This is a genomic window from Methylobacterium oryzae (assembly GCF_021398735.1).
In the GTDB taxonomy this organism is placed as follows: Bacteria; Pseudomonadota; Alphaproteobacteria; order Rhizobiales; family Beijerinckiaceae; genus Methylobacterium.
Window position 1 is genome coordinate 2147860 of record NZ_CP090349.1, and the last position, 20155, is coordinate 2168014.

The 20155-nt window shown below is 67.9% G+C and carries 25 protein-coding genes and 1 pseudogene; 13 read left to right on the plus strand and 13 right to left on the minus strand.

The genetic code is table 11. The features are described from left to right. Positions 1-91 precede the first annotated feature (91 nt). The 3 genes from LXM90_RS10325 (at position 92) to LXM90_RS10335 (ending at position 1570) form a co-directional block, all read left to right on the plus strand. Positions 92-448, plus strand: coding sequence for a hypothetical protein (locus LXM90_RS10325; protein WP_042669323.1), 357 nt, complete (start codon positions 92-94; stop codon positions 446-448). Positions 449-476: 28 nt separating this feature from the next. Beyond that, the gene (locus LXM90_RS10330) at positions 477-728 is read left to right on the plus strand and encodes a hypothetical protein (RefSeq protein WP_234082578.1); all 252 of its coding nucleotides are present in this window, start codon (positions 477-479) and stop codon (positions 726-728) included. Between the two features lie 350 nt (positions 729-1078). Then, on the plus strand, positions 1079-1570 hold the full coding sequence (locus LXM90_RS10335; protein WP_205834012.1) for a hypothetical protein: 492 nt from the start codon (positions 1079-1081) through the stop codon (positions 1568-1570). A gap of 143 nt (positions 1571-1713) precedes the next feature. On the opposite strand, the gene LXM90_RS10340 is transcribed toward LXM90_RS10335, so the two are convergent. Next, the gene (locus LXM90_RS10340) at positions 1714-2460 is read right to left on the minus strand and encodes a Crp/Fnr family transcriptional regulator (protein ID WP_042669329.1); all 747 of its coding nucleotides are present in this window, start codon (positions 2458-2460) and stop codon (positions 1714-1716) included. Positions 2461-2804: 344 nt separating this feature from the next. Further along, positions 2805-5135 (minus strand): FdhF/YdeP family oxidoreductase, encoded by a 2331-nt coding sequence (locus LXM90_RS10345; protein ID WP_234082581.1) that lies wholly within the window; start codon positions 5133-5135, stop codon positions 2805-2807. Between the two features lie 139 nt (positions 5136-5274). Here LXM90_RS10345 and LXM90_RS10350 point away from each other — a divergent pair, with 139 nt between their 5' ends. Continuing rightward, complete coding sequence (locus LXM90_RS10350; protein WP_234082583.1) at positions 5275-5505, plus strand: hypothetical protein; 231 nt, start codon at positions 5275-5277, stop codon at positions 5503-5505. Positions 5506-5517: 12 nt separating this feature from the next. Here LXM90_RS10350 and LXM90_RS10355 read toward each other — a convergent pair whose 3' ends face one another. After that, entirely contained in the window at positions 5518-6192 is a 675-nt protein-coding gene (locus LXM90_RS10355) for an HAD family hydrolase (RefSeq protein ID WP_042669330.1), read from the minus strand. A gap of 14 nt (positions 6193-6206) precedes the next feature. Beyond that, positions 6207-7178, minus strand: a complete 972-nt coding sequence (locus LXM90_RS10360; RefSeq protein ID WP_042669331.1) for an alpha/beta fold hydrolase — start codon at positions 7176-7178, stop codon at positions 6207-6209. Positions 7179-7506: 328 nt separating this feature from the next. Between LXM90_RS10360 and LXM90_RS10365 the strand changes: the two genes are divergently transcribed. Continuing rightward, positions 7507-8685: a zinc-dependent alcohol dehydrogenase gene (locus LXM90_RS10365; protein ID WP_205834010.1), complete on the plus strand. Its 1179-nt coding sequence runs from the start codon at positions 7507-7509 to the stop codon at positions 8683-8685. A 54-nt stretch (positions 8686-8739) separates the two neighbouring features. Here the strand turns inward: LXM90_RS10365 and LXM90_RS10370 are convergent, their stop codons facing one another. Beyond that, a complete protein-coding gene (locus LXM90_RS10370; protein ID WP_205834009.1) occupies positions 8740-8922 on the minus strand; it encodes a hypothetical protein in 183 nt (60 codons plus the stop codon). A gap of 199 nt (positions 8923-9121) precedes the next feature. Here LXM90_RS10370 and LXM90_RS10375 point away from each other — a divergent pair, with 199 nt between their 5' ends. The 5 genes from LXM90_RS10375 (at position 9122) to LXM90_RS10395 (ending at position 12087) form a co-directional block, all read left to right on the plus strand. Continuing rightward, positions 9122-9415: a hypothetical protein gene (locus LXM90_RS10375; protein WP_042669334.1), complete on the plus strand. Its 294-nt coding sequence runs from the start codon at positions 9122-9124 to the stop codon at positions 9413-9415. Positions 9416-9937: 522 nt separating this feature from the next. Then, positions 9938-10129: a hypothetical protein gene (locus LXM90_RS10380; RefSeq protein WP_234082585.1), complete on the plus strand. Its 192-nt coding sequence runs from the start codon at positions 9938-9940 to the stop codon at positions 10127-10129. 4 nt (positions 10130-10133) lie between these two features. Continuing rightward, entirely contained in the window at positions 10134-10499 is a 366-nt protein-coding gene (locus tag LXM90_RS10385; protein ID WP_234082588.1) for a hypothetical protein, read from the plus strand. Between the two features lie 550 nt (positions 10500-11049). Then, positions 11050-11814 carry a Crp/Fnr family transcriptional regulator gene (locus tag LXM90_RS10390; RefSeq protein ID WP_234082590.1) on the plus strand — a complete coding sequence of 255 codons (765 nt, stop codon included), beginning with the start codon at positions 11050-11052 and terminating at the stop codon, positions 11812-11814. A 3-nt stretch (positions 11815-11817) separates the two neighbouring features. Further along, entirely contained in the window at positions 11818-12087 is a 270-nt protein-coding gene (locus tag LXM90_RS10395) for a hypothetical protein (RefSeq protein WP_042669338.1), read from the plus strand. Between the two features lie 471 nt (positions 12088-12558). Here LXM90_RS10395 and LXM90_RS10400 read toward each other — a convergent pair whose 3' ends face one another. The 5 genes from LXM90_RS10400 to LXM90_RS10420 all read right to left on the minus strand — a co-directional run bounded on the left by LXM90_RS10400 (position 12559) and on the right by LXM90_RS10420 (position 16103). Then, on the minus strand, positions 12559-12855 hold the full coding sequence (locus LXM90_RS10400) for a hypothetical protein (RefSeq protein ID WP_234082593.1): 297 nt from the start codon (positions 12853-12855) through the stop codon (positions 12559-12561). Between the two features lie 192 nt (positions 12856-13047). Continuing rightward, positions 13048-14028, minus strand: a complete 981-nt coding sequence (locus LXM90_RS10405) for a PhnA-like protein (RefSeq protein WP_419149857.1) — start codon at positions 14026-14028, stop codon at positions 13048-13050. A gap of 52 nt (positions 14029-14080) precedes the next feature. Beyond that, entirely contained in the window at positions 14081-14341 is a 261-nt protein-coding gene (locus tag LXM90_RS10410) for a GlsB/YeaQ/YmgE family stress response membrane protein (protein ID WP_042669340.1), read from the minus strand. A gap of 716 nt (positions 14342-15057) precedes the next feature. Beyond that, entirely contained in the window at positions 15058-15336 is a 279-nt protein-coding gene (locus LXM90_RS10415; RefSeq protein ID WP_049961771.1) for a hypothetical protein, read from the minus strand. Between the two features lie 2 nt (positions 15337-15338). Then, on the minus strand, positions 15339-16103 hold the full coding sequence (locus LXM90_RS10420) for a Crp/Fnr family transcriptional regulator (protein ID WP_042669341.1): 765 nt from the start codon (positions 16101-16103) through the stop codon (positions 15339-15341). Positions 16104-16753: 650 nt separating this feature from the next. Between LXM90_RS10420 and LXM90_RS10425 the strand changes: the two genes are divergently transcribed. From LXM90_RS10425 to LXM90_RS10435, 3 genes are all read left to right on the plus strand, one after another. Beyond that, positions 16754-17080 (plus strand): PAS domain-containing protein, encoded by a 327-nt coding sequence (locus LXM90_RS10425; RefSeq protein WP_234082595.1) that lies wholly within the window; start codon positions 16754-16756, stop codon positions 17078-17080. Positions 17081-17137: 57 nt separating this feature from the next. Continuing rightward, entirely contained in the window at positions 17138-17287 is a 150-nt protein-coding gene (locus LXM90_RS10430) for an HWE histidine kinase domain-containing protein (RefSeq protein ID WP_085986734.1), read from the plus strand. A gap of 102 nt (positions 17288-17389) precedes the next feature. Further along, positions 17390-17866 carry a sensor histidine kinase gene (locus LXM90_RS10435; protein ID WP_234083109.1) on the plus strand — a complete coding sequence of 159 codons (477 nt, stop codon included), beginning with the start codon at positions 17390-17392 and terminating at the stop codon, positions 17864-17866. A 26-nt stretch (positions 17867-17892) separates the two neighbouring features. Here the strand turns inward: LXM90_RS10435 and LXM90_RS10440 are convergent, their stop codons facing one another. The 3 genes and pseudogenes from LXM90_RS10440 to LXM90_RS10450 form a co-directional block, all read right to left on the minus strand. Further along, a complete protein-coding gene (locus tag LXM90_RS10440) occupies positions 17893-18180 on the minus strand; it encodes a response regulator (protein ID WP_326491897.1) in 288 nt (95 codons plus the stop codon). Between the two features lie 53 nt (positions 18181-18233). Beyond that, positions 18234-18833, minus strand: a pseudogene (locus LXM90_RS10445) (IS630 family transposase); the annotation flags it as partial. Between the two features lie 68 nt (positions 18834-18901). Then, positions 18902-20059, minus strand: a complete 1158-nt coding sequence (locus tag LXM90_RS10450) for a Gfo/Idh/MocA family protein (protein ID WP_234082597.1) — start codon at positions 20057-20059, stop codon at positions 18902-18904. Positions 20060-20155: the final 96 nt, after the last annotated feature.

Below are 20155 nucleotides of genomic sequence, written 5' to 3' on the forward strand. Positions count from 1 at the left end.
CGTGCCGCTGCACCGGGTGAAGTCATCGAAACCCGCGCATGGGCGTGACCCTCGAGGCGAACAGAGCCCTTTCTTGCGAAAGTCATGTGTCATGCTGTTCCGATCCGAGACCCCGCCGCCGCCCGGCAACCTGCGCGTACCGGAGCCGGGCGCCTCGGAGCGACCGACCACGGCCATGCTGAATGCCGACATCGACAGCGGCGCGACGGGCGACAAGATCGCCGCCTACGACCCGGGCCTGTCGCAGCTCGGGACGGATGACGAGGCAGCCGGCAATGCACCGTCGCACGAGCGTATTGCCCTGGCCCGCAAGACCGAGGCGGCGTCCGCCAGCGTCAGGCGCGCGGCACGGCCTCCCAGCCTGGATGCCTGGCTCGTGCTGGGCTTCAGCGGGTTCATCGGCGCGATCGGGATCGTGCTGAGCGCCGCCATCTGGCTTGGACACTGACGTCGCCCCTCTATCGGATCTATGGGGCATGACCACCCTCGACCAGACCTTGCAGGTCTTCCGGGCGCTCCTCGAAGCGGAGGAGCCCGCGGGCATTGCCGAGGCCGATCAGGCGGTCTGGACGTATCTGTCCTCGCAGCAGGGCCTTAAGGCTCAGGTCGGGGCGCTGGCGGTGCTTCGGCAGAGAACCACGGACCTGAGCGGCGATACCGCCGTCCTGCTGCGCCTGCTGGATAACCTCGATCTCCACAGGGAGCGGCTCAGCGAGAAGTCCGTCTGACGCGCGCAGAAGCGTCATCTCGGCAGCCGGTTCTTGAACCTCGGCGGCGCATGCCGCCGGCGGCCGACACGTCGGCGCGGCGCCGGACGCCGACCAGCATCGTCCGGAGGATCACCGTGGATCTGGCCCCTATCAAAATCTTCATCGGTCCTTGACCGGGCATCGCCTTCTGGCTCAGCCGCCTTCCGGCCTCCATCTCGTCTTGGAACGCCGGCCGCGCCCTGGCGTGCGCTCAAGGACCAGGCTGATCCGCCACGGAACCAGCATCATGAGGTCAATCCTCGCAACTCGGGAGCCGGCGGCGGTTCCAGCAGGACAGATGGCGACAAGCATAGTCCGCTGATCAATCCTTGCGGTTGATCGCGTTTGACGTGTCGGCGGCGTATCCGTGGTGGCTGCACGTGCTGCGCGCCAGGGATTGCTTCCACAGAAAAACGTACTACCGACTGCTGGCCCGCTGGCTTGAACAAAGATTCAGAAAGCCGTCAAATTTCAATTCTGCGGTCTCGATGCTGTGCAAAGTTGGCACGTCAACGCCAAAGTCCGACGGCTTTGGCATGGTCTGCGCCGGGAATAGGATACTCCGAGCGGCCCGCGCAGGCTTCCGGTTGGAGGCGTCCGGCATGGCATACCGCGTCAGGATCGATCGCATCGGGAAGACCGGCGTGCCGCGGAGCGCCCCGCGGATCTACAATGCGCGGGACGAAGCGGATGCCATCACCATCGCGACTTACGAGGTCGACGGGAGCAAACCCGGCCGTCCGCGTGTCGCCACGGTCACCGACGGCTCCGGCCATAGGCTGTTCATCTATTCCGGCCGCACCGTCACGACGCTTCGATGATCGAGATGGAGCGCTAGGCGTGGCCGTCGCGGGTTTGGCCGATGTCGCGGCCGCCGGACCTCTCGTGAGGCGGCCGTCGGCGAAGGTGAGCCGGCCTTGACGGCGTGCCTCCACGCGGCGGACTGCCACGGCGCAGCCGTCGCTCACCCGGCCGCCCGCTTCTCAAGCTGCAGGTACGTTGGGTCAAACTCGGAGACCCGCAGAAGTTCGTCCCACGCCTCAATAACGAGCATCTGGCTGCGGAGCGTGATCAGGGTCCGGCCGCGCATCTCCTTCAGCACGCGGTTGATGTGCACGGGCGTCAGCCCGAGCGCATCGGCGAGATCGGTCTGGGTGAGCGGCAGCGGGCAGCGGTGATCGCCCGCCAAGCCCACCGCCTGCAGCTTCAGGTACAGCTCGCAGAACAGGTGCGCGACGTGCTCGAAGGCCGAGCGACGGCCCATGCTGACCAGCCACTCCCGGAAGATGCCCGCATCGATCAGCGTGTCGCGCCAGAACACGGCGGCGAGGTTCGGAAAGCGAGCCGTGAGATCGTGCAGGCTCTCGTGGGGGATGAAGGCCACGACGGCCTTGGTCAGCGTGGCGAGGCTGTGATCCATCGTGAGGATGTGCAGGCTCTGCAGGTCCGGGATGTCGCCGGGAATATGAAACGACAGGATCTGGCGCTTGCCCTGGCTGAGGAGCTTGTACCGGCAGGCCCATCCGTCGAGGATGAGGCAACAATGCGTGGGCTGGTCGCCGTCGCGCACGATGTCCTGACGGGCGCTGAGGTTCTGGATCCGCACCGGCAGGCTCTGGACGGCCTGACGCTCTGCATCCGACAGGGTGGTGATGCTCTCCAGCTTGCGGATGAGCATGCCGAAGGCGTGTTGGTCGGGGGCTGAGTTCATGTCGTTCCACCACGGCACTGCAGGCGGAAGCGGGCGGCTCTCCCAGTCATCAGAGCCTGTCCCGGATCAGCTGATGATCCCTAGAATAGACCGATGTGGATTGCGTGTGCTGTCATAAGACAGATTTCCGAGGCGATTAATTATAGGCAGAGCCCCTTGTCTGCTGGCCCGCTGCTTCGACGGCGTGCCGGGCACGCCGTCGAGGGGGGCACAGACCGTGCGACCGCTCCGCGGCGGCCCGCCGGCCGGCCGCGGACCGGGCCCCGATCCGGGGATCGGACCGGAGGAACCGCCGGTGTCGAGGCTTGCACCGGAGCGGGGTTCAAACCCCGCCCGGCGTTCGGTCAGCCTTCGGCGTATTCCAGCAGGGGGGCGATCACCCGGTCGCCGTCGGACCGGATCGTGACGGGGATGCCCTTGGCGGCTGGGGTCTTGCTGCCGATGGCGTAGTGCCAGATCGGCAGGAGGACATTGCATTCCGGGTAATAGCCGCCGATGCAGCCGATCGGGATGTCGTAGGCCACGACCAGCAGGCCCGAGAGCGCCCGGTCGACGCCGTCGTCGGCCACCGTCCGCAGCGTCACCGCCTGACCGACCTTCAGACCCAGGCGGTCGATGTCCGAGCGGTTCATCAACACGACCTTCCGGGTGTTCTTGATACCCCGGAACCGGTCGTCGTAGCCGTAGACCGTGGTGTTGAACTGGTCGTTGCTGCGGAGCGTCATCAGGCGCAGGGAGGCGTGGCCGACCTGGGGCATGTCGGCATCCTCGTCGAGGCCGGTCGGCGTGACGAAGTTGGCCCGGCCCGTTTCCGTGTGCCAATCTCGGCGCTTGGCTGGCAGGTCGCGCTGGAAGCCGCCCGGCTCCCACATGCGCCGCTCGTAATCCCAGAAGGAATCCGGCAGGGTCTCGCTGATCTCCTTCCGGATCTCCGCGTAGTCGGTCCGGTATTCCTCCCAGCGGACCCGCGGGTTGGGCTCGAGCACCCGCTGCGCCAGTTCGCAGATCAGACGGATCTCGCTGATCAGGTGCGGCGAGGCCGGCTTGCGCAGGCCGCGGTTGCCGTGCACGCAGGCCGAAGTGTCCTCCATGGACAGGACCTGCTGGCCCTTCGTCGTCTCGTCGATCTCCAGACGGCCGATCACCGGCAGGATGTAGCTGACCGCACCCGGCAGCAGCGCGCTGCGGTTGAGCTTGGTGATCACGTTGACGGTCAGCCGCATCCGCCGCCAGGCCGGCTCCATCTGGCCGTGATCGGGGATGGCGCGGACGAAGTTGCCGCCCAGCATGAAGAAGGCGCGAACCTCGTCCTTCAGGATCGCCTCGCAGGCCTCCACGGTGTTGTAGCCGGCCTCCCGCGGCGGCTCGAAGCCGAACTGCGCGCCGAGCCGGTCCAGCGGAAACAGCTCGGGCTTCTCGGTGATGCCCACCGTGCGCTGGCCCTGCACGTTGGAATGGCCCCGGACCGGGCAGATGCCGGAGCCGCTGCGGCCGATATTGCCGCGCATCAGCAGCAGGTTGACCAGCATCTGCACGGTCTCGACCCCGGCTTGGTGCTGGGTCAGGCCCATCCCGTACACCGCGACGGTCGCCCGCGCCGCGCCGTAGACCTTCGCGGTCGCCTCCATGTCGGCCCGGTGCAGGCCGGAGCGGCGCTCCAGCTCGTCCCAGTCCTGGGCGCGCAGCCAGTCGGCGAAGGTCTCGAAGCCGTGGGTGTGCTCCCGGATGAAGGCCTCGTCGAGCACCGCCTTGCCGCCGGCCGCCAGCGCCGCGTCGTGCGCGTCCAGCACGGACTTGCAGATGCCCGCCAGGGCCGCGAGGTCGCCGCCCGCCTTGACCTGATGGTACTGCGAGCTGATCCGGGTCTCCTTGCGGCTCAGCATCTCGGCGGGTGATTGCGGGTTCAGGAACCGCTCCAGCCCGCGCTCGCGCAGCGGGTTGTAGGTGATGATCGGGACGCCGCGCTGGCTGGCCTCCTGCAGCGGGTGCAGCATGCGGGGCGAGTTGCTCCCCGGATTCTGGCCGAAGAACAGGATGCAGTCGGACTTGGCGAAATCGTCGAGCGAGACGGTGCCAATGCCCTGGCCGATGCTGATCGGCAGCGCCACCGAGGTCGTCTCGTGGCACATGTTGGACGAGTCCGGCAGGTTGTTGTTGCCGTAGAGCCGCGCGAAGAGCTGATAGAGGTAGCTGCCCTCGTTCGAGAGGCGGCCCGAGCTGTAGAAGACCGTGCCCTTCTTGCGGTCCTCCACGGCCAGGAGTTCGCGGGCGATCTCCTCGATGGCGTGGCCCCAGGAGACCGGCATGTACCTGTCGGTTGCCGCATCGTAGCGCAGCGGATGTGTCAGGCGGCCGGTCTGCTCGAGCTCGTACTCGTCCCAGTCCAGCAGCTCGGAGACCGTGTGCTTGGCGAAGAAGTCCGGCGTGCAGCGGTGGGCGGTGAGTTCCCAGGCCACGGCCTTCACGCCGTTCTCGCAGAACTCGAACGGCAACGGGCTCGCGGGCTTCACCCAGGCGCAGCTGTTGCACTGGTAGCCTTCGACCTTGTTATGCCGCGTCAGCGCGATCGGTCCGCTCGCCAGCACCCCTTCCCGCCGCAGGATGTTACCGACCGAGCGCGCGGAGCCCCATCCCCCGGAGGGAAGACGGTAGGGCCTGAACACGGGCTTCTCCAAGGGACAACTCCTGGCCTGAAAAACTTCGGGAAACACGAACGTTCGAGCGGTGTTACACTCGAAACCGCAGTTGAAAAGATTTGTTCGCAAGAATTATTATTCATTAATGGAGATCAATTTGACCGTCACGCGAGATTACATGCTCCGGAAGGACGCAGGGCCCTCCGCCGCCAAGCTGCTCTTCGACACGCGCGCCGTGCCGCTGGCGGTGAACATGGCCGGCAGCCTCGAAGTCGCCCTGAATCGCGCCGCGGCCCGCAGCGGCCTCAGGCCGTCCCTGATCCTGGCCGGCCTCGCGGGCGCGGGCGCTCTCGCCGTGCTCCGCCTCGTCCGGGCGTCCCGGCGAACCCGGACGCGCCGCGCCGTCTGACCGGCGCGGAGCTCAGCGGCGTCCGCCGACCTCGTCGAGATGCTCCAAGAGATCCGCCGGATCCTCGTAGACCCGCACGGCCCCGGACCGCTCCAGCTCCTCGGTGCCGTAGCCGCCCGAGAGGAGGCCGACGCCGAGACCCCGGCACCGGCGCGCCGCCAGCATGTCCCAGATCGAGTCGCCGACGATCACCGCATTCTCGATCGGCTTGCCCAGCCGTTCGGCGGCCGCCAGGAACAGGTCCGGGTCCGGCTTGGCGTACTTGACCATGTCGCGCGTCACGACCGGGACCCGGTCCGGATCGACGCCGAGGGCGTCGAGATTGACCCGGGCCGTCTCCATCCGGCCGCTCGTGGCGATCGCCCAGGGGATCCCGGCCGCCGTCAGGGTGTCGAGCAGTGCCTTCGCCCCAGGGAGAGGGCGGATCTGCCCCGAGAGCCGTCCGTAGGCTTCCGCATGCAGCCTGCCCAGCCGGGCGACATGCTCGTCGCTGATCGCCCGCCCCGTCTCCCGCAGGAGCTGGTTGGTGAACAGGCCACCGCTCATGCCGATCTTCCGGTGGATGCGCCAGACCGAGAGGGAGATCCCCTCCGCGTCGAGCGCCTGGTTCCAGGCGAGCACGTGCTGATAGACGCTGTCGACGAGCGTGCCGTCGAGGTCGAACAGGAAGCAGGTCTCGATCCGCATGGCCGCATCCTCCCTCAAGCCGCCGGACGGAGCCGCTCCGACGCGCGCGCCACGGCGGCGACGACGTGTTCGGGGGCGAGATGATGGATCATGTGGCCCAGGCCGGGCACGACCACGAGCTCGCTGCCGGGAATGTCGTGGTGGAGCCGCCGCGACTGGCGGCCGACATCGGCGATCTGGTCGTCCCCACCGGTGATGATCACGACGGGCAGGTCCAGATCCCGGTAATGCGCCTGCAGCTCAACCGTGACGGGCGTCATCATCGCGGCATCCTCCGCCGAAGCGCGCAGCTGGAGCGGGCGCAGCATCATGGCCTTCGGAAAGCTGCGTTCGAAGCGCTCGGGGATGGCCGCCGGGGCGAACAGCCCCTTGATCATGGCCGGCATCATGAGGCGCCCGGCCAGCGGCGAGACCGTGTGGCGCAGGAGGTCGCCGATGCCGGGGATCGCCACCGGCGACGCCAGGATCACGTCGGCGCGCAGCGTCGGATAGTAGTAGCCGGAGGCCAGCACGAGGCCGCGCACGAGCCGCGGCGCCTGAAGCGCGAGGGCGACCGCGACCAACGTGCCCCAGGAATGGCCGAGGACCACGGCCTGCGTGACGCCGAGCTGTTGCAGCGCTTTCTGGAAGAGCGTGGCGTGGGCGCGGGGCGTCCAGAAGCCGCGTGGCCGGTCGCTGTAGCCGTAGCCGGGGCGGTCGAACACGATGACCCGGTGGCGCTTGGCGAGATCGTCGACGATGCCGCTGACCAAAAAGTCTTGGATCAGGGTGCCGTTGCCGTGGATGAGCACCAGCGGATCGCCCTGTCCGCGCTCCAGGTAGTGCAGGCGGACGCCATCCACCGTCAGGAAGGTGCCGACGGGCGGGGTGCGCTCCTCCGCCCGGCGCGTCGCCGCCGCCGTGTGAAGCGCGGCCGCACCCAAGGCCGCGGCCGAGCCGAGCAGCGCGGGAACCAGCCAAGTCCGGGAGTGGGTGCGTCGCGTCATGCCGTGAACCTGAAGGGTGAGAGGAGGTGCGCCGCGATCGGCGGGATCGATCGGAAGCGGCGCGGCCCGTGTGGAAGGCCGGGTCGGTCCCGATGGGAATGCGCACCGTTCGCATGTCCCCGCCGCGATCCGTGCGATAGCGGGCGGACCGCGGGCCGATGGTGCGCTGCACTCTGCAAACACCGGAGATCAGCGAACGATCCCGATCGGATCAATAAATAATCGGCACCTTAATCTCACAGTCCAAACGGTGAATTTATGCGGATCATTTGACGTGAAGCCGCGGTTGATTTCAGAGATCCGCTGTTGGGCGATGGAGAGATTTGGAATGAAGGCACTCACTTGGCAGAGCCGCGGCACGATCTCCTGCGAGACGGTCCCCGACCCGAAGATCGAGGAGGGACGCGACGTCATCATCAAGGTGACCGCCTGCGCCATCTGCGGCTCGGACCTGCACCTGATGGGCGGATTCATGCCGACCATGGAATGCGGCGACATCCTCGGCCACGAGACGATGGGCGAGGTCATCGAGGTCGGGCGTGACAACCGGAAACTGAAGGTCGGCGACCGCATCGTCGTGCCGTTCACGATCTGCTGCGGCGAGTGCCGGCAGTGCAAGTGGGGCAACTGGAGCTGCTGCGAGCGGACCAACCCGAACGGCAAGCTGCAGGCGCAGACCTACGGCTACCCGCTCGCCGGCCTGTTCGGCTTCTCGCACATCACCGGCGGCTTCGCCGGCGGTCAGGCCGAGTATCTCCGCGTGCCCTACGCGGATGTTGGCCCGATCGTGGTCCCCGAGGGCCTCAGCGACGAGCAGGTCCTGTTCCTCAGCGACATCTTCCCGACGGCCTACCAGGCGGCGGAGCATTGCGACATCGGCCCGGAGGACACGGTCGCGATCTGGGGCTGCGGCCCGGTCGGCGTGCTCGCGGTGAAGTGCTGCTACCTGCTCGGGGCCAAGCGGGTCATCGCCATCGACAGCGTCCCCGAGCGGCTGGCGCTCGCCCGCGAGGCCGGCGCCGAGACCATCGATCTCGGCCATCAGAACGTGCAGGACACGCTCACGGAGATGACCCACGGCCTGGGTCCCGATTCGGTCATCGAGGCGGTCGGGATGGAATCCCACGGGGCGGACACGACGCTCCAGAAGGTGTCCTCCGCCATCATGGAGCACACGGTGAGCCTGGAGCGGCCCTTCGCGCTCAATCAGGCGATCCTGGCGTGCCGGCCCGGCGGCAACGTCTCAATGCCGGGCGTCTTCGCCGGCCCCGTCGGGCCGGTGGCGCTCGGCGTCCTGATGAACAAAGGCCTCACCCTCAAGACGGGCCAAACCCACATGGTCCGGTACATGAAGCCCCTGCTGGAGCACATCCAGAAGGGGGATATCGATCCGTCCTTCATCATCAGTCACCGCTCCACCAACTTGGAAGAAGGGCCGGCGCTCTACGAGGCGTTCCGGGACAAGACCGACAAGTGCACGAAGGTCGTGTTCAAGCCGCACGGCTAAGCCTCGGCGCGGCGGTCGCGCCGCTGCGCCTGGTTCCCGAGCGACGCCCGGGCCTCAACCGGCCAGCGCCGAGAACACTGCCCCCGATCCGCCGAGCACCACGGCGCCGAGGCCTCCGACGAAGGCGAGATTCCAGCTGGCGAGCTGCTCCGAGACGGGAGCTCCGGAATCCGTGGCCAACGTCAGGGCGCCCCCGGTGGCCGCCAGGGCGAGGGCGACGGACATGACGAGCGACATGGTTCGTTCCTGGGGTTTGAGCCGTTGAGGGCGCCCTCCGTTCACTATGGGTAAACAAGTATCCGAAAATGATCTTTTCACTGATTTTCGCGATAAATACTTTCATCGATTGATCCATAACGTCACACGGCCAGAACTTCAGCCGCAGGGGCCACGTTGTTCGTTCAGCTCGACCTCTTCGAGCCAGCGAGGTTCACGTGTGTCAGACAACATCTCCGGTGAGGACGGCCGGCAGGGCAAGCGCGGCCGGCCGGCCCTCTACGTCCTGATCGTCAGCGTCGGCCTGATGCTGACGTCCCTGGCCGGTCTGATGATCTGGCAGGGTGCGAACGCGCCGCCCGATTATGCTAGCCAGAGCCAGGCAGCGTCGCGCAAGCAGATTACCGGTTCCGAGACAGGCAGGTCGGACGCCCCGTCGTCGGCCACCAGCAGCGGCGTGCCCGGCGGCAATCCGGCGTTCCCGCAGCCCGCCGTGCGGAGCGCCACCCCATGAGTGGGCCCGAGATGGCGAATGACGATCCGGTCGAAGCTGCGGTGGTCGAACGCGCGCGTCAGAACTTCTGTGACAAGGGGCCGGGCGACCGGATGTGGTCGGATCCTTCTCCGATGAAGGGGTCCACGATGAGCGCCGGCTTCGCGCTGAGCGCGGACCAGCGCGCCGCGTTCATCGCTGGGGCGCGGACGGAGATCGCATTCGAGGGCGATACGGCTGCGCGGCCGGAGAAGCCCGCGCAGTCGCGCGAAGCTCCGCCGGCAGGTCTCGGCATTCTCGCGCTGTATCAGAGCCCCGGCAAGGCGCAGGCGGCGACGGCCACGCTGGTCGCAGCCGGCATCCCCGAGCGGGCGATCCAGCGCGTGGTCGCCCCCTCCGATTCGGATGACGGCCGCGCCGGGGCGGGAGCATCGCTTCCCGACGACAACCTCCGGGACAGGCTCGGGACGATCGGCGTGGCTCCGGAGGCGCTGGAGGCCTGCTGCGCCGCGCTGAGGCAGGGGGCGGCGATGCTTAAAGCTCGTGGTTGCGGACGCCCAGCGGGACCGCGTCCTGGGCATCCTGAAGGATCACGGCTCCGTCGATCCGACGCTGCGCCTCGCGACGTGGCGCGCCGAGGGGTGGGGCGGCACGTCGCCCGTCTCCACGGAGGGTTGGGGCGGCTATTCCGCCACCGCGACCGGGGCAACCGACATCGCGACGCGGCGGGAATAAGCCGATGGCCCTCTTCGCTCCCGTCCGGTCCGAGACGACCGACCTCGACGCCGTGCGGCGGTACGCGGTGAGCGTCATCGCGCGATCCGAAGGGGAGGACCTGCAGATGAAGGCGGTCACCCTGGCGTTGCTCGGCGGGATCATGTGGCGCGCCGTGCAGGGATCGACCGCGCTGATGCAGGACCCGGCGGGCGCCAAGGCCATCCTGTCGACCACCCTCGGCAGCCGCCATCTGACCTTCGCGTATGACCAGAACACCGAGGCGATCGAGATGCGCGAAGGCACCACGGACGGACCCGTCCTGCACCGCTTCTGCAACCGGACCCTGGTGGGGGACTTCGAAGGACCCTTCAGCGTCCTGTGGCGGTGAGGACGCCCGGATCCCGGTCCGCACGTTCGGCAGAACCCGTGGATGCCGCGCCGGTGCCGCCGCCCGTCTGTCCGTGCACGCGTTCACCGAGACGCTCGGTGAACGGGCGGGTACCGATGCCTGTCCCGACCGGCGGACAGAAGACGGGCTCGGTCGAATCTGAACTCACTATAAGATCCAGCCGTCATTTAATGAACTTTCAGCGCAAAATCCTTTTCAATCTTGCTTTTTGACCAGTCGGAGTCCTGCAATCCCGGGCACAGTCAGCAGACTGTCGCCGCGGTGACGTGAGCGCAGCGAGCCCTGCGAGCATTCCTCGCTTCCCTATCGCCCGCACGGCTCCTTCCGACCCGAGACCAGTCGGGCACCGTCGTCCAGTCTGGGCCGCGGGGCTCCTTTTTACGCGGGCCGGCGAGCGCCGGACGGGACGCCACCGTCTGAGACCGCACCCGCCGAGGGTCGCTCGGGATCGGTCAGGCCGGGCGCCACGTTCCCCCGATGGGCCGCGCCCGGACGGTCGCGCCGTCTGCTTACCTGTGAGAGCGGTCCGATGCAGCAGGCGCTGATGCGGAAGCTGGAGAGCTTCGAGCCGTTGTCAGACCCGGCCCGGTGGGCCCTGAACCGCCTGGTGCTCAAGGCGCGGCAGGTGGGCGCGCGCCAGGATCTGATCCAGGAGGGCGACAAGCCCGAGAACGTGCTCCTCATCCTCGACGGCTTCGCCTGCCGCTACAAGGTCCTCCCGGACGGCCAGCGCCAGATCATGGCCCTGCTCGTGCCGGGCGACTTCTGCGACCTGAACGTCTTCATCCTCGACGAGATGGATCACGCCATCGGCACGATCTCGGCCTGCCAGGTCGTGGACATCCCGCGCCAGGCCATCGACGAGATCGCCAGGGAACACGCCAGCATCGCGCGCGCCTTCTGGTGGTGCTCGCTGGTCGACGGCGCGGTCCTGCGCGAGTGGCTCGTCAACATCGGCGGCCGGCTCCCGCCTCAGCGCATCGCCCACCTGCTCTGCGAGCTTCTCATGCGCCTGGAGGCGGTGGGCCGCGTCACCGACAACGGCTACGCGTTCCCGCTCACCCAGACGCAGATCGCCGAGACGATGGGCCTGTCCGACGTGCACGTGAACCGGACGCTGCGGGATCTGCGCGCGGTCGGCCTGATCCACCTGAAGCGGCGGGTGCTGACCGTCCTCGACGTCGAGCGGCTCAAGGCCTATTGCGGCTTCACGCCGAACTATCTGCACCTGCGCAACACGCGCTGGGGCCGGCGGCGCGACCTGAGCTGGCCCGGTCAGACCCAGGAGAGCTAGCCGATGTCCGGGCGCAGCAACGTCGAGACGCTGCTCGTGCTGAAGCGTCAGCCGATCACGGTCGATACCGGCAGCCTCGACCGCGACGGCGTGCTGTTGCTCGCCAACGGCCTGCTCGTGGCCGTGCTGGTGCGCCTCGACGCGCTCGAGCATGAGCATCCGGGATATTGGTTCCTGGAGGCAGGGTTCGGACGCCTCCAGGGCATGAGGGTGGATGCCTTCCCGACTCTCGACCACGCGACGCGCTGGGTGCGCAAGCAGCTGATCCGGTGACGCGCTCATCGCTGCGCGGGCCTGTCGATCCCTAGGACTGGACCGTCGCAGCCGTGACGACCGACGCCCGTGCCCGCCGGCGCATGGCGCCGGTGACGAACGGCGGGATCTCGAGAGCCGCTTGCGATCCCGTTAGGTCACCGGACACGACGGCATCCCGTGACCTCGGTGATCCCAGCTCGCCCCTCATCCTGAGGTGCCGGAGCCGCAGCGCAGGCCTCGAAGGAGCCCTCCAGCCGGCCGTGCGATCCCCGAAGTCTTCCTTCAAGGCGGCTGAGACGCCGCACCTCAGGATGAAGCGGATGGGTGGGACGACCGGTCTCCGCAGGGGCCTGCCGCAGGAGCGCAATCCGATCGGGCACGGCCCCGGACGGCCCTCGACAAGCCGGGTCGGCGCATCGGTCGTCGGGGGACGCCCAATCCTCGCTGGGCATCCCCCGGGTGCGAACGGAGCGCCGGGCTCCCGGGTCCTCAGCAATCCGCGTCGCCGGGCTTGATCACTTTGCCCTCCGGGGCCTTCGCCCGGTCGGCCGAGGGCTTCGTGTTCGCGCCGACGTTGTTCATCGCCCCGACAGTACCAGGGGATTCGGACTTGGCGCCGGGTGTCACATTCGCGGTTGAGCCGCCATCGACGTTGGAGGAGGTATCCCCAGCTTGGCGTCCGGTGCTGTCAGTGGTGGTTCCGGTCGTGCACGGGGCGGCCGCGGCGAGGCCGGCCGAGAGGATTATCGCGGTGATCGCGCAGGTCAGGGTGGAGACGGTCTTCATGGTGGATGCCTTCGGTTGGGGGGTTAGAGGAGGCGGTTGAGCGCGGAGACGACCGCAGGAACCGTCCGGACCGGGACCCGGACGAAAGCGGGCGGCGGCCGCGGAGCGGAATAGCCGCAGGACCGGGGCCGGTTTTGACCGGCTCCGGCCCTGGTCGAAGGTCGAGGCGTGGCTTGCCCCGCCCCGGTGGCCTCAGGCGCGACGCGGCGTCAGCGTCGGGGATCGGGTGACCGTCGGATCGACCGCGGAGCTGCGGCCGGCGAAGAAGGCGGCGAGCGCCCCGAAGATCAGGGCGAGCGCCCCGAACAGCGCGCCCTGGGAGACCCGGCGCGCCGTAGCGTCGGCAACCTGCTTCGACTGCTCCTTGGCCGAGGCGAGGGTCTCCTTGAACTGCTGCGTGTACTGGCCAACCTGCGTCCGGGCCTGCTCGACCGGGATGTTCTGCGCCTTAGCGAGGGCGACGGCCGCCTTCTCCTGCGCGGCGGCCTGCTGGGCGCCGTCACCCGAGACGGCGGCGCGCATGGCGGTCACCGCTGTGTCCTTCAGGGCCGCCGGATCGGAGCCTGTATTGCTTCGGACGTTGGCCTCGATCCCCGAGAACGGGTCGGTGACCTTGGTCAACGACGGAGCGGCCGCCTGCGCAAGGGTGGAGACGGACCCGCCCGCGGCGTTGCCCATCCCGCCGATGGCCGACGAGGCCGTGCCGAGGGCACCGCCCACGAGGCCGCTCGCCGCCGACGACAGCATGTACAGGACCACGAGGGTCGAGACCGCCCAGGCGAGGAGACCGTGGTAGCCGGCGGTCGCGGTCGACGGCTTGCCCGAGAGCCGGCCGGCCAGGGCGCCGCCCGCCACCGCGGCGAGCACCCCGGAGACGACGAACCAGAGACCCGCACCGATGCCGATCGAGCTCGCCGCCGGGGTGCCGTCGCCCAGAGGATCCACCGTCGACAGGCCGATGCCGAGGCCGAGCATGTTCAGGATGACCTGGGAGATCAGCCCGACCGTCGCGCCGGCGAGGACCGCGCCCCAGGAAACCGAGTGCAGCATCATCGTGCGCATGTCCTCGGCCGGCGTGACCGTGCTGCCCTGCGACAGGTCGCGGTCGAGCCCGGTCCGGTCCGGGATGGGGCGGCCTGTCGCGGCAAGGGTGTTATCGGTGACGGTAGCCATGGTGAGTCTCCGAGAATTGCGCGTTGTAGAGGAACGGGGCAGCCGGACCGGATCAGACGATCCGACCGCGTCCCGCGAGGGCGTGGTAGAGCCACAGCACGACGACGGCCCCGACGACCGCGACGAGCAGGCTGTAGAGGTTGAGGCCCGAGACGCCGGGTTGGCCGAACTGCTCGAACAGGAAGCCGCCGACCACGGCGCCGACCACGCCGAGCAGGACATCGACGAGCACGCCCTGGCCGGTGTTGTTGACGATCCGGCTCGCGATGAAGCCAGCGATCAGGCCGAGGACGATCCAGGCGAGGACAGACATGGGCGGCTCCGGTTCGACGCGTGCGTCAGGGTTCCGGCGCCGGGGCAGCGCCGATGGAGGCTAGGTCTCCACGCCGTGCGAAGCTGGCCGCCGAGGTGCGAGCGCGGCGCCGCCGGGATGGTTTGGCCGATCGTACCGATGACTGCTCGATCAGGTCACAGGCTTGGGCGCTCGACGGAACCGCATCGCCCGCGGCCCGATGTAACGTCCCGGTCGCCATCCGAGCAGGCGGCTGGGTGCCAGCATCGAGCCGGGTGCGATTGTTCAATGGTGTCGCCCAGTCGAATGTTCCGATGATAAACATTAAATCATCAAGGCCGAGCAAATCGACTTATTTATGTTTCTTTTGGATGGAATGATCACAAAATCCATCAAATGTTGTCTCTTCTTCGACTTGGCGTCTTCTGGCTGGGCACATCACGCTGCCGTCGCGTCTGAGTTGCCGGCGCCGGTGTCCAGGCACTCGCGGTCAGAAGCCTGCGGCAGCGCGCGGCGGCACGTTTCGGACTGTCGGATCGCCGGCCGACGGCCGTGCGCCCGGGACGTTGACGACCGCGACGCGCGGGAGGCGGCACCATCGCCTGCGGATCACCCCACAGCCATGACGGGAACGGGCGATCGGAGAGGCGTGCAACTCGTCGCGGATCGGGCTCCCAGCCTATCGGTCTTCGGCAAGACGGGCTGGTTCCGTGCGGCGACGGCCAGTCGCGAACCTGTCAGGTCTCGCCGTGCGATCCGCGCAGGCGCCGCCGGATCCAGCGCGTTGCATCTTGAAGGGTGTCGAACACGGGGGCGCGCACACCCGCCAGCCGCCCCAGCCCGGCTTCCATGTGCCAAGCCCCAGGACGCGTGTGCCAGGACGCATCAAGGCGGACCAGAACCGCCACGAGCAGCCCGTTGACCAGCACCAGCATGCCGGCCTGATCCGGGCTGCGCGTATCGACGGAAATGGATTGGAGGACGACCAGGGGCTCGACGTTGTCCTGGTCCGCCAACTCTACCCGCCCTGGACGCTACTCAGCCACGGCACCTGCCGGCGGCTACTCCAACGCGCGTTCCTGAGGTGGAGGTAATTGGGATTGAACCCACAGTACGCTTTGAGCTGATCCACGTCCAGGATTGTCAGGATCCGGTGCTTCAGCGTGATAAGTTGAAGCCCGCGCAACTCCCGCAGCGTGCGGCTGACCTGCACGTCCGACAGGCCCATCGTGTCGGCGACATCGGTCTGGGTGAACGGGAACGCGTAGCTGTTGTCGGTGACGCGTCCCACCGCGTCCAGGCGCAGCAACAGCTCGCAGAACAGGTGCGCGATCCGCTGGTCGGCCTGACGGCTGCCGATGTTGACCAGCCACTCGCGCAGCACGGCCTCATCCACGAGGGCGCACCACATCAAGGCCCGTGTCACCTGCGGGTGGTGCGCCGTGATCTCCTCGATGGCGTGCCGGGGGATCTCGACCACGTGGCAGGGCGAGATCGTGCCGATGGTGTGATCCATCTGGTCGAGGATGAACACGTTCAGGTCGCAGAAGTCGCCGGGCACGAAGAAGGCCATGATCTGGCGCTGGCCGTCCTGCAGGACCTTGTAGCGGCAGGCAAAGCCGTCGAGGATGAGATGCACGTTGCCGGGGACGTCGCCTTCCTGGATCAGGTCCGTCCGCGCGCCCACCTGCCGCACCCGCGGGGCGAACGCCCGCAGAGCCGCGCGATCCGCGTCGGTGAGGTCCTCGAAACTCTCAAGCTTGCGGATCAGCGCATCTTGCATTGGATCACAACGGCGAAGGGCGATCGATGATCCTTACGTCGAATTTAAGACAAAAATCCCCGTCATAGGACGGGATTTGGTGACTAGCAGCAGGTAAGTGGCTGATGCCGCATGGCTGTTCTCACCAGGATACGCCGGAACGGAGCCGCAGAGTACTGCTTTTGTCCCGCCGACTACGCGGACGCGGCGCCGGTCTGCGCGAACGGTGCGGTGGCACGGGCCGGCGATCCGCCCGGGAACCCGGAGGTCGCCGACGGCCTGCCGGCAGGCGGCCCGATCCTGAGTTCGACGGCACATACGGCACCTGCGGGCCGAACGACGCGCCGGATAGGATCCTCGTAATCACCCGCAAGCTCTGCAGAAACAGCCGCTGAGCGCGTCCCGCCCGTGTCGGCGTGAGCCGGACCACGCCGGGCGCGACGACGGGAATGTCGGAAGCGACGCAGATGGCATCCCCGGCGGCAGGCGCCTTCCCCGCGACACAATCGCCGTGACGGCACCTTACCGGACCGTCCACGGTTGTACCATCGATAGGGTCCCCGGGGCCGTCGTCGTCCTGGACGCAAGGCGCGACGCGCCACACGGCGCTCAGGGGAGATGATCGAGTACCGGGTCCAGACGAGAACGAGCCCGGGGCGGGCGACCTGCGGTTGCTAAGGGCCGCGATCGAGGCGACGAGCGAAGCCATCCTCATCACCACGGCCGACCTCGACGAGCCCGGACCGAGCATCGTCTTCGCCAACCCGGCCTTCACGCGCCTGACCGGCTACACGGCCCACGATGTGACCGGACGCAGCCCCCGCTTCCTGCGAGGCCCGCAGACCGACCGCGCCACGCTGGACCGGATCGGCGCCGCGTTGTCAGCCGGGGAAGCCTTCCAGGGCGAGGCGCTCAACTACCGGAAGGACGGATCGGCCTACACCGTCGAGTGGCTTATCACGCCGGTCAGGAACGCGCAGGGGCGCATCATTCATTGAGTCTCGGTCCAGCGCGACGTCACCGAGCGCCGCGCCTACGAGCACCAGCAGGCGCTGATGGTACGCGAGCTCCACCATCGGGTGAAGAACACGCTCGCCACCGTGCAGGCGGTCTTGAACGCAACCCTGCGCTCGGCCGTCTCCCTGCCGGAATTCGGTCGCGCCTTCTCGGGCGGATCATGTCGCTCGCACGGACGCACGCGCTGATCACCCAGGACCAGGCAACAGGTCGCCTCTTTCGAGGACCTGCTGCGGGCCGAGCTCGATCGCGATCGAGAGGATGGCCGTATCGCGCTTCGGGGGCCGGGCGTGAAGCTTCTCTCGGAGCTCGCGGTCCCGGTGAGCATGGCGTTGCACGAGCTGACCACGAACGCGCTCCGCCACGGGGCGCTGGCACATCCGAGCGGACGGGTCGCGGTGACCTGGGCGGTCGAGGACGGAGCGGCAGGTCGGTGCCTGTCCTGGACCTGGGACGAGCATGACGGTCCACCGCCGGCGCTGCCGACCCGCGAAGGTTTCGGCTCCCGGCTGCTCAACAAGATCCTGGCTGCGCAGACGGCGGCCGCCGTCGAAGTCGCCTTGGCCGCCGACGGCCTGCGGGTGCATGTCCGGATGCCGCTCGAACGCCGCCCGTGGGCGGCCTGCGCGCGCGAAGGGATTGCGGGCGGAAAGGACGAAGCGCCCTGGCTATCTGACCGACGCCAGCCCACGCTTCACTCCAAACCGAGCCGCGGCCGCGGGCTCGATTGCGGCCACAGGCGGATGGAATCGCGCGCGGCGGTCTGACGGTCGCGTCGGGTTGCCTCTCATCATCATCCGCGTGCGGGGCCGCTCCCATGAGAGCGCGCAGGGTAGCGGTGAGGTCCGCCATGCTGTGGCTGCCCTTCCGCAGGATTCGGTCGGCCTTGCCGCCGAGCCGCCGTCACGTCCTTGGCGGTCAACACGACGACCGGGATGTCGCGCCAGTCCGACCGCGCCCGAAGCTCCCTCAGGAAGCCGAAGCCGTCCAGCTCGGGCATCATCAAGTCGAGCAGCACGAGCCCGGGCTTGCCAGCGGAGACCGCTTCGAGGCCCGCTCCGCCGTTCTCGGCCGTGGTCACGCGCCAGCCCTCGCGGGTCAGCAGCGTAGTCTTGCGTGCGCACACGGCGGAGTCGTCGTGGGCTGACCCGGCTTCATCGGCAACGGGTCCTGCGTTCGGATGAGCGCCTGGATCTGCGACTTCTCATCGACGGAGAGCACCACGGCATGAGCCGGTGGATCGACGTAGAGCCCGACCACATCGCGCAGTTTGGCGGCGAAGGCTGGGTCGGTAGAAAGCTTGAACTGTCGCACCCGATGTGGCTGCAGGCCGTGCCCGCGCCAGATCCGCTGCACCGACGAGACGCTGATGGATGCGGCCTGGGCCATGGCAGCCGCGGTCCAATGCGTGGTCTCACCGGGCGGATTAGCCTGGGTCAGGGCCACCACGCGCGCCGCCACCTCCGGGCCGAGGGGCGGGATGCGGGCTGGCCGTGTCTTGTTGCGAAGGAGTCCATCGAGGCCCTCCTGTGCGAAGCGCTCCTGCCAGCGCCAGACCGCGGTCTTGGACACGCCCGCCTCACGCATGATCGCATGAGTACCCAGACCATCGGAGCTCAGCAGCACGATGCGAGCGCGCCAGACATGCTTCTGGGGCGTGTTCCGGTCAGCCACGAGGACTTCGAGCCGAAGGCGAACCGAGGCGGGAAGCGTGAAGGAGATGCCGCTGCGCATCCCGCCAGACTCGCAGGACACAGCCCAAACCGAAACCCGAGACGGACTCAACCGTCAGGTTTCGACCACTAGTTCTTCGGGATTTTCTCTTTGCCCTTGCCAGGGTTCGAGGTGTTGACGAGCTCGGGTGACTTCTGCGCGCGTAAGGTCTCCGCCTGGGCCTTCGTGTCGATCCGCTTGGTGCGCGTGAACGGCTCCAGCTTCACGGCAGCGCCGGTCTGGATTGCCTGCACGATCCCTTCGAGCACGCGTACGTCCGCATATCCCTCTTCGGCGTCCGGCTCAGGATCCTTGTCGTTCAGGATGCAATCGGAGAAGTAGTGCAGCTCGCCACCGAAATGGTCGGTGTTCTCGAATCTCTCGTGGCGTTTGCTCTCGCCCAGCGTGACGGTGTGCTCCAGCGGCTTGCCGTACATGTAGCCGGGGTTCATCTCGACGCTGCCCTTCGTGCCCACCACCGCGTATGTGTCGAGCGCGTTGCCGTAGTAGGACAGCACGAACTGCGCGAGCCGGTTACCCGGGAAGCGCAGCGTCACCGCCACGGTGTCGTCGAAGTCGCCGAGGCCGGCCTCCGGGTGGCGCACGCCGACGGCCGAGACCACCTCGCTCGGCTCGTCGCCGAACACGTAGCGAGCGGCGTTCAATGGGTATGGGCCCATGTCGAAGATCGGCCCTGCCCCGACGCCGTTCCTGGCCCGGTGGTTTTCGGGCGAGACCATCTGAGTGAATGTCGAGGTGAAGGTCAGGAGCTCGCCTAGCTGGCCCGACCGGACCAGGTCGATGGTGGCGAGCGTCGCGGGTTCGAAGTGCAGCCGGTAGGCCACCATCAGCTTGGCCGAGGAGCCCTTGGCCGCCTCCAGGATCTCGCGGCACTTCTCGGTGGAGACCTCCAGCGGCTTCTCCACCAGTACATGGATGCCGGCCTTCAGAGCGGGGATGGCGAACTCTGCATGGCGCCAGTTTGGGGTGGCGAGGTAGATCGCGTCGATCTTGCCTGAGGCCAGGAGTTCGTCGAAACGCTCGTAGCCGTAGCTGTCGGTGACGCCGTACTGCTTACCGACGCCGTGCGCCTTCTCCGGGTCGCCCGTGACGAACGCGACCACCTCCGAGTTGCCGGTATGGGCCACCCCAGGCAGCATGGCTTCCTGGGTGATGTCGCCCAGCGCGACGAAGGCGTAGCGGACCTTCTTGGCAGAGGTCAGCCCGAGGGCGGAAGCGAGGCTCATGCGGGGTCCGGTTCATGTCTGTCGGAAGGTGGGTTCCGGACCGCAGGCAATCCGGATGCTGAGGCCAACCCGATCCAAGCCGCCTTTGTTGCGGCG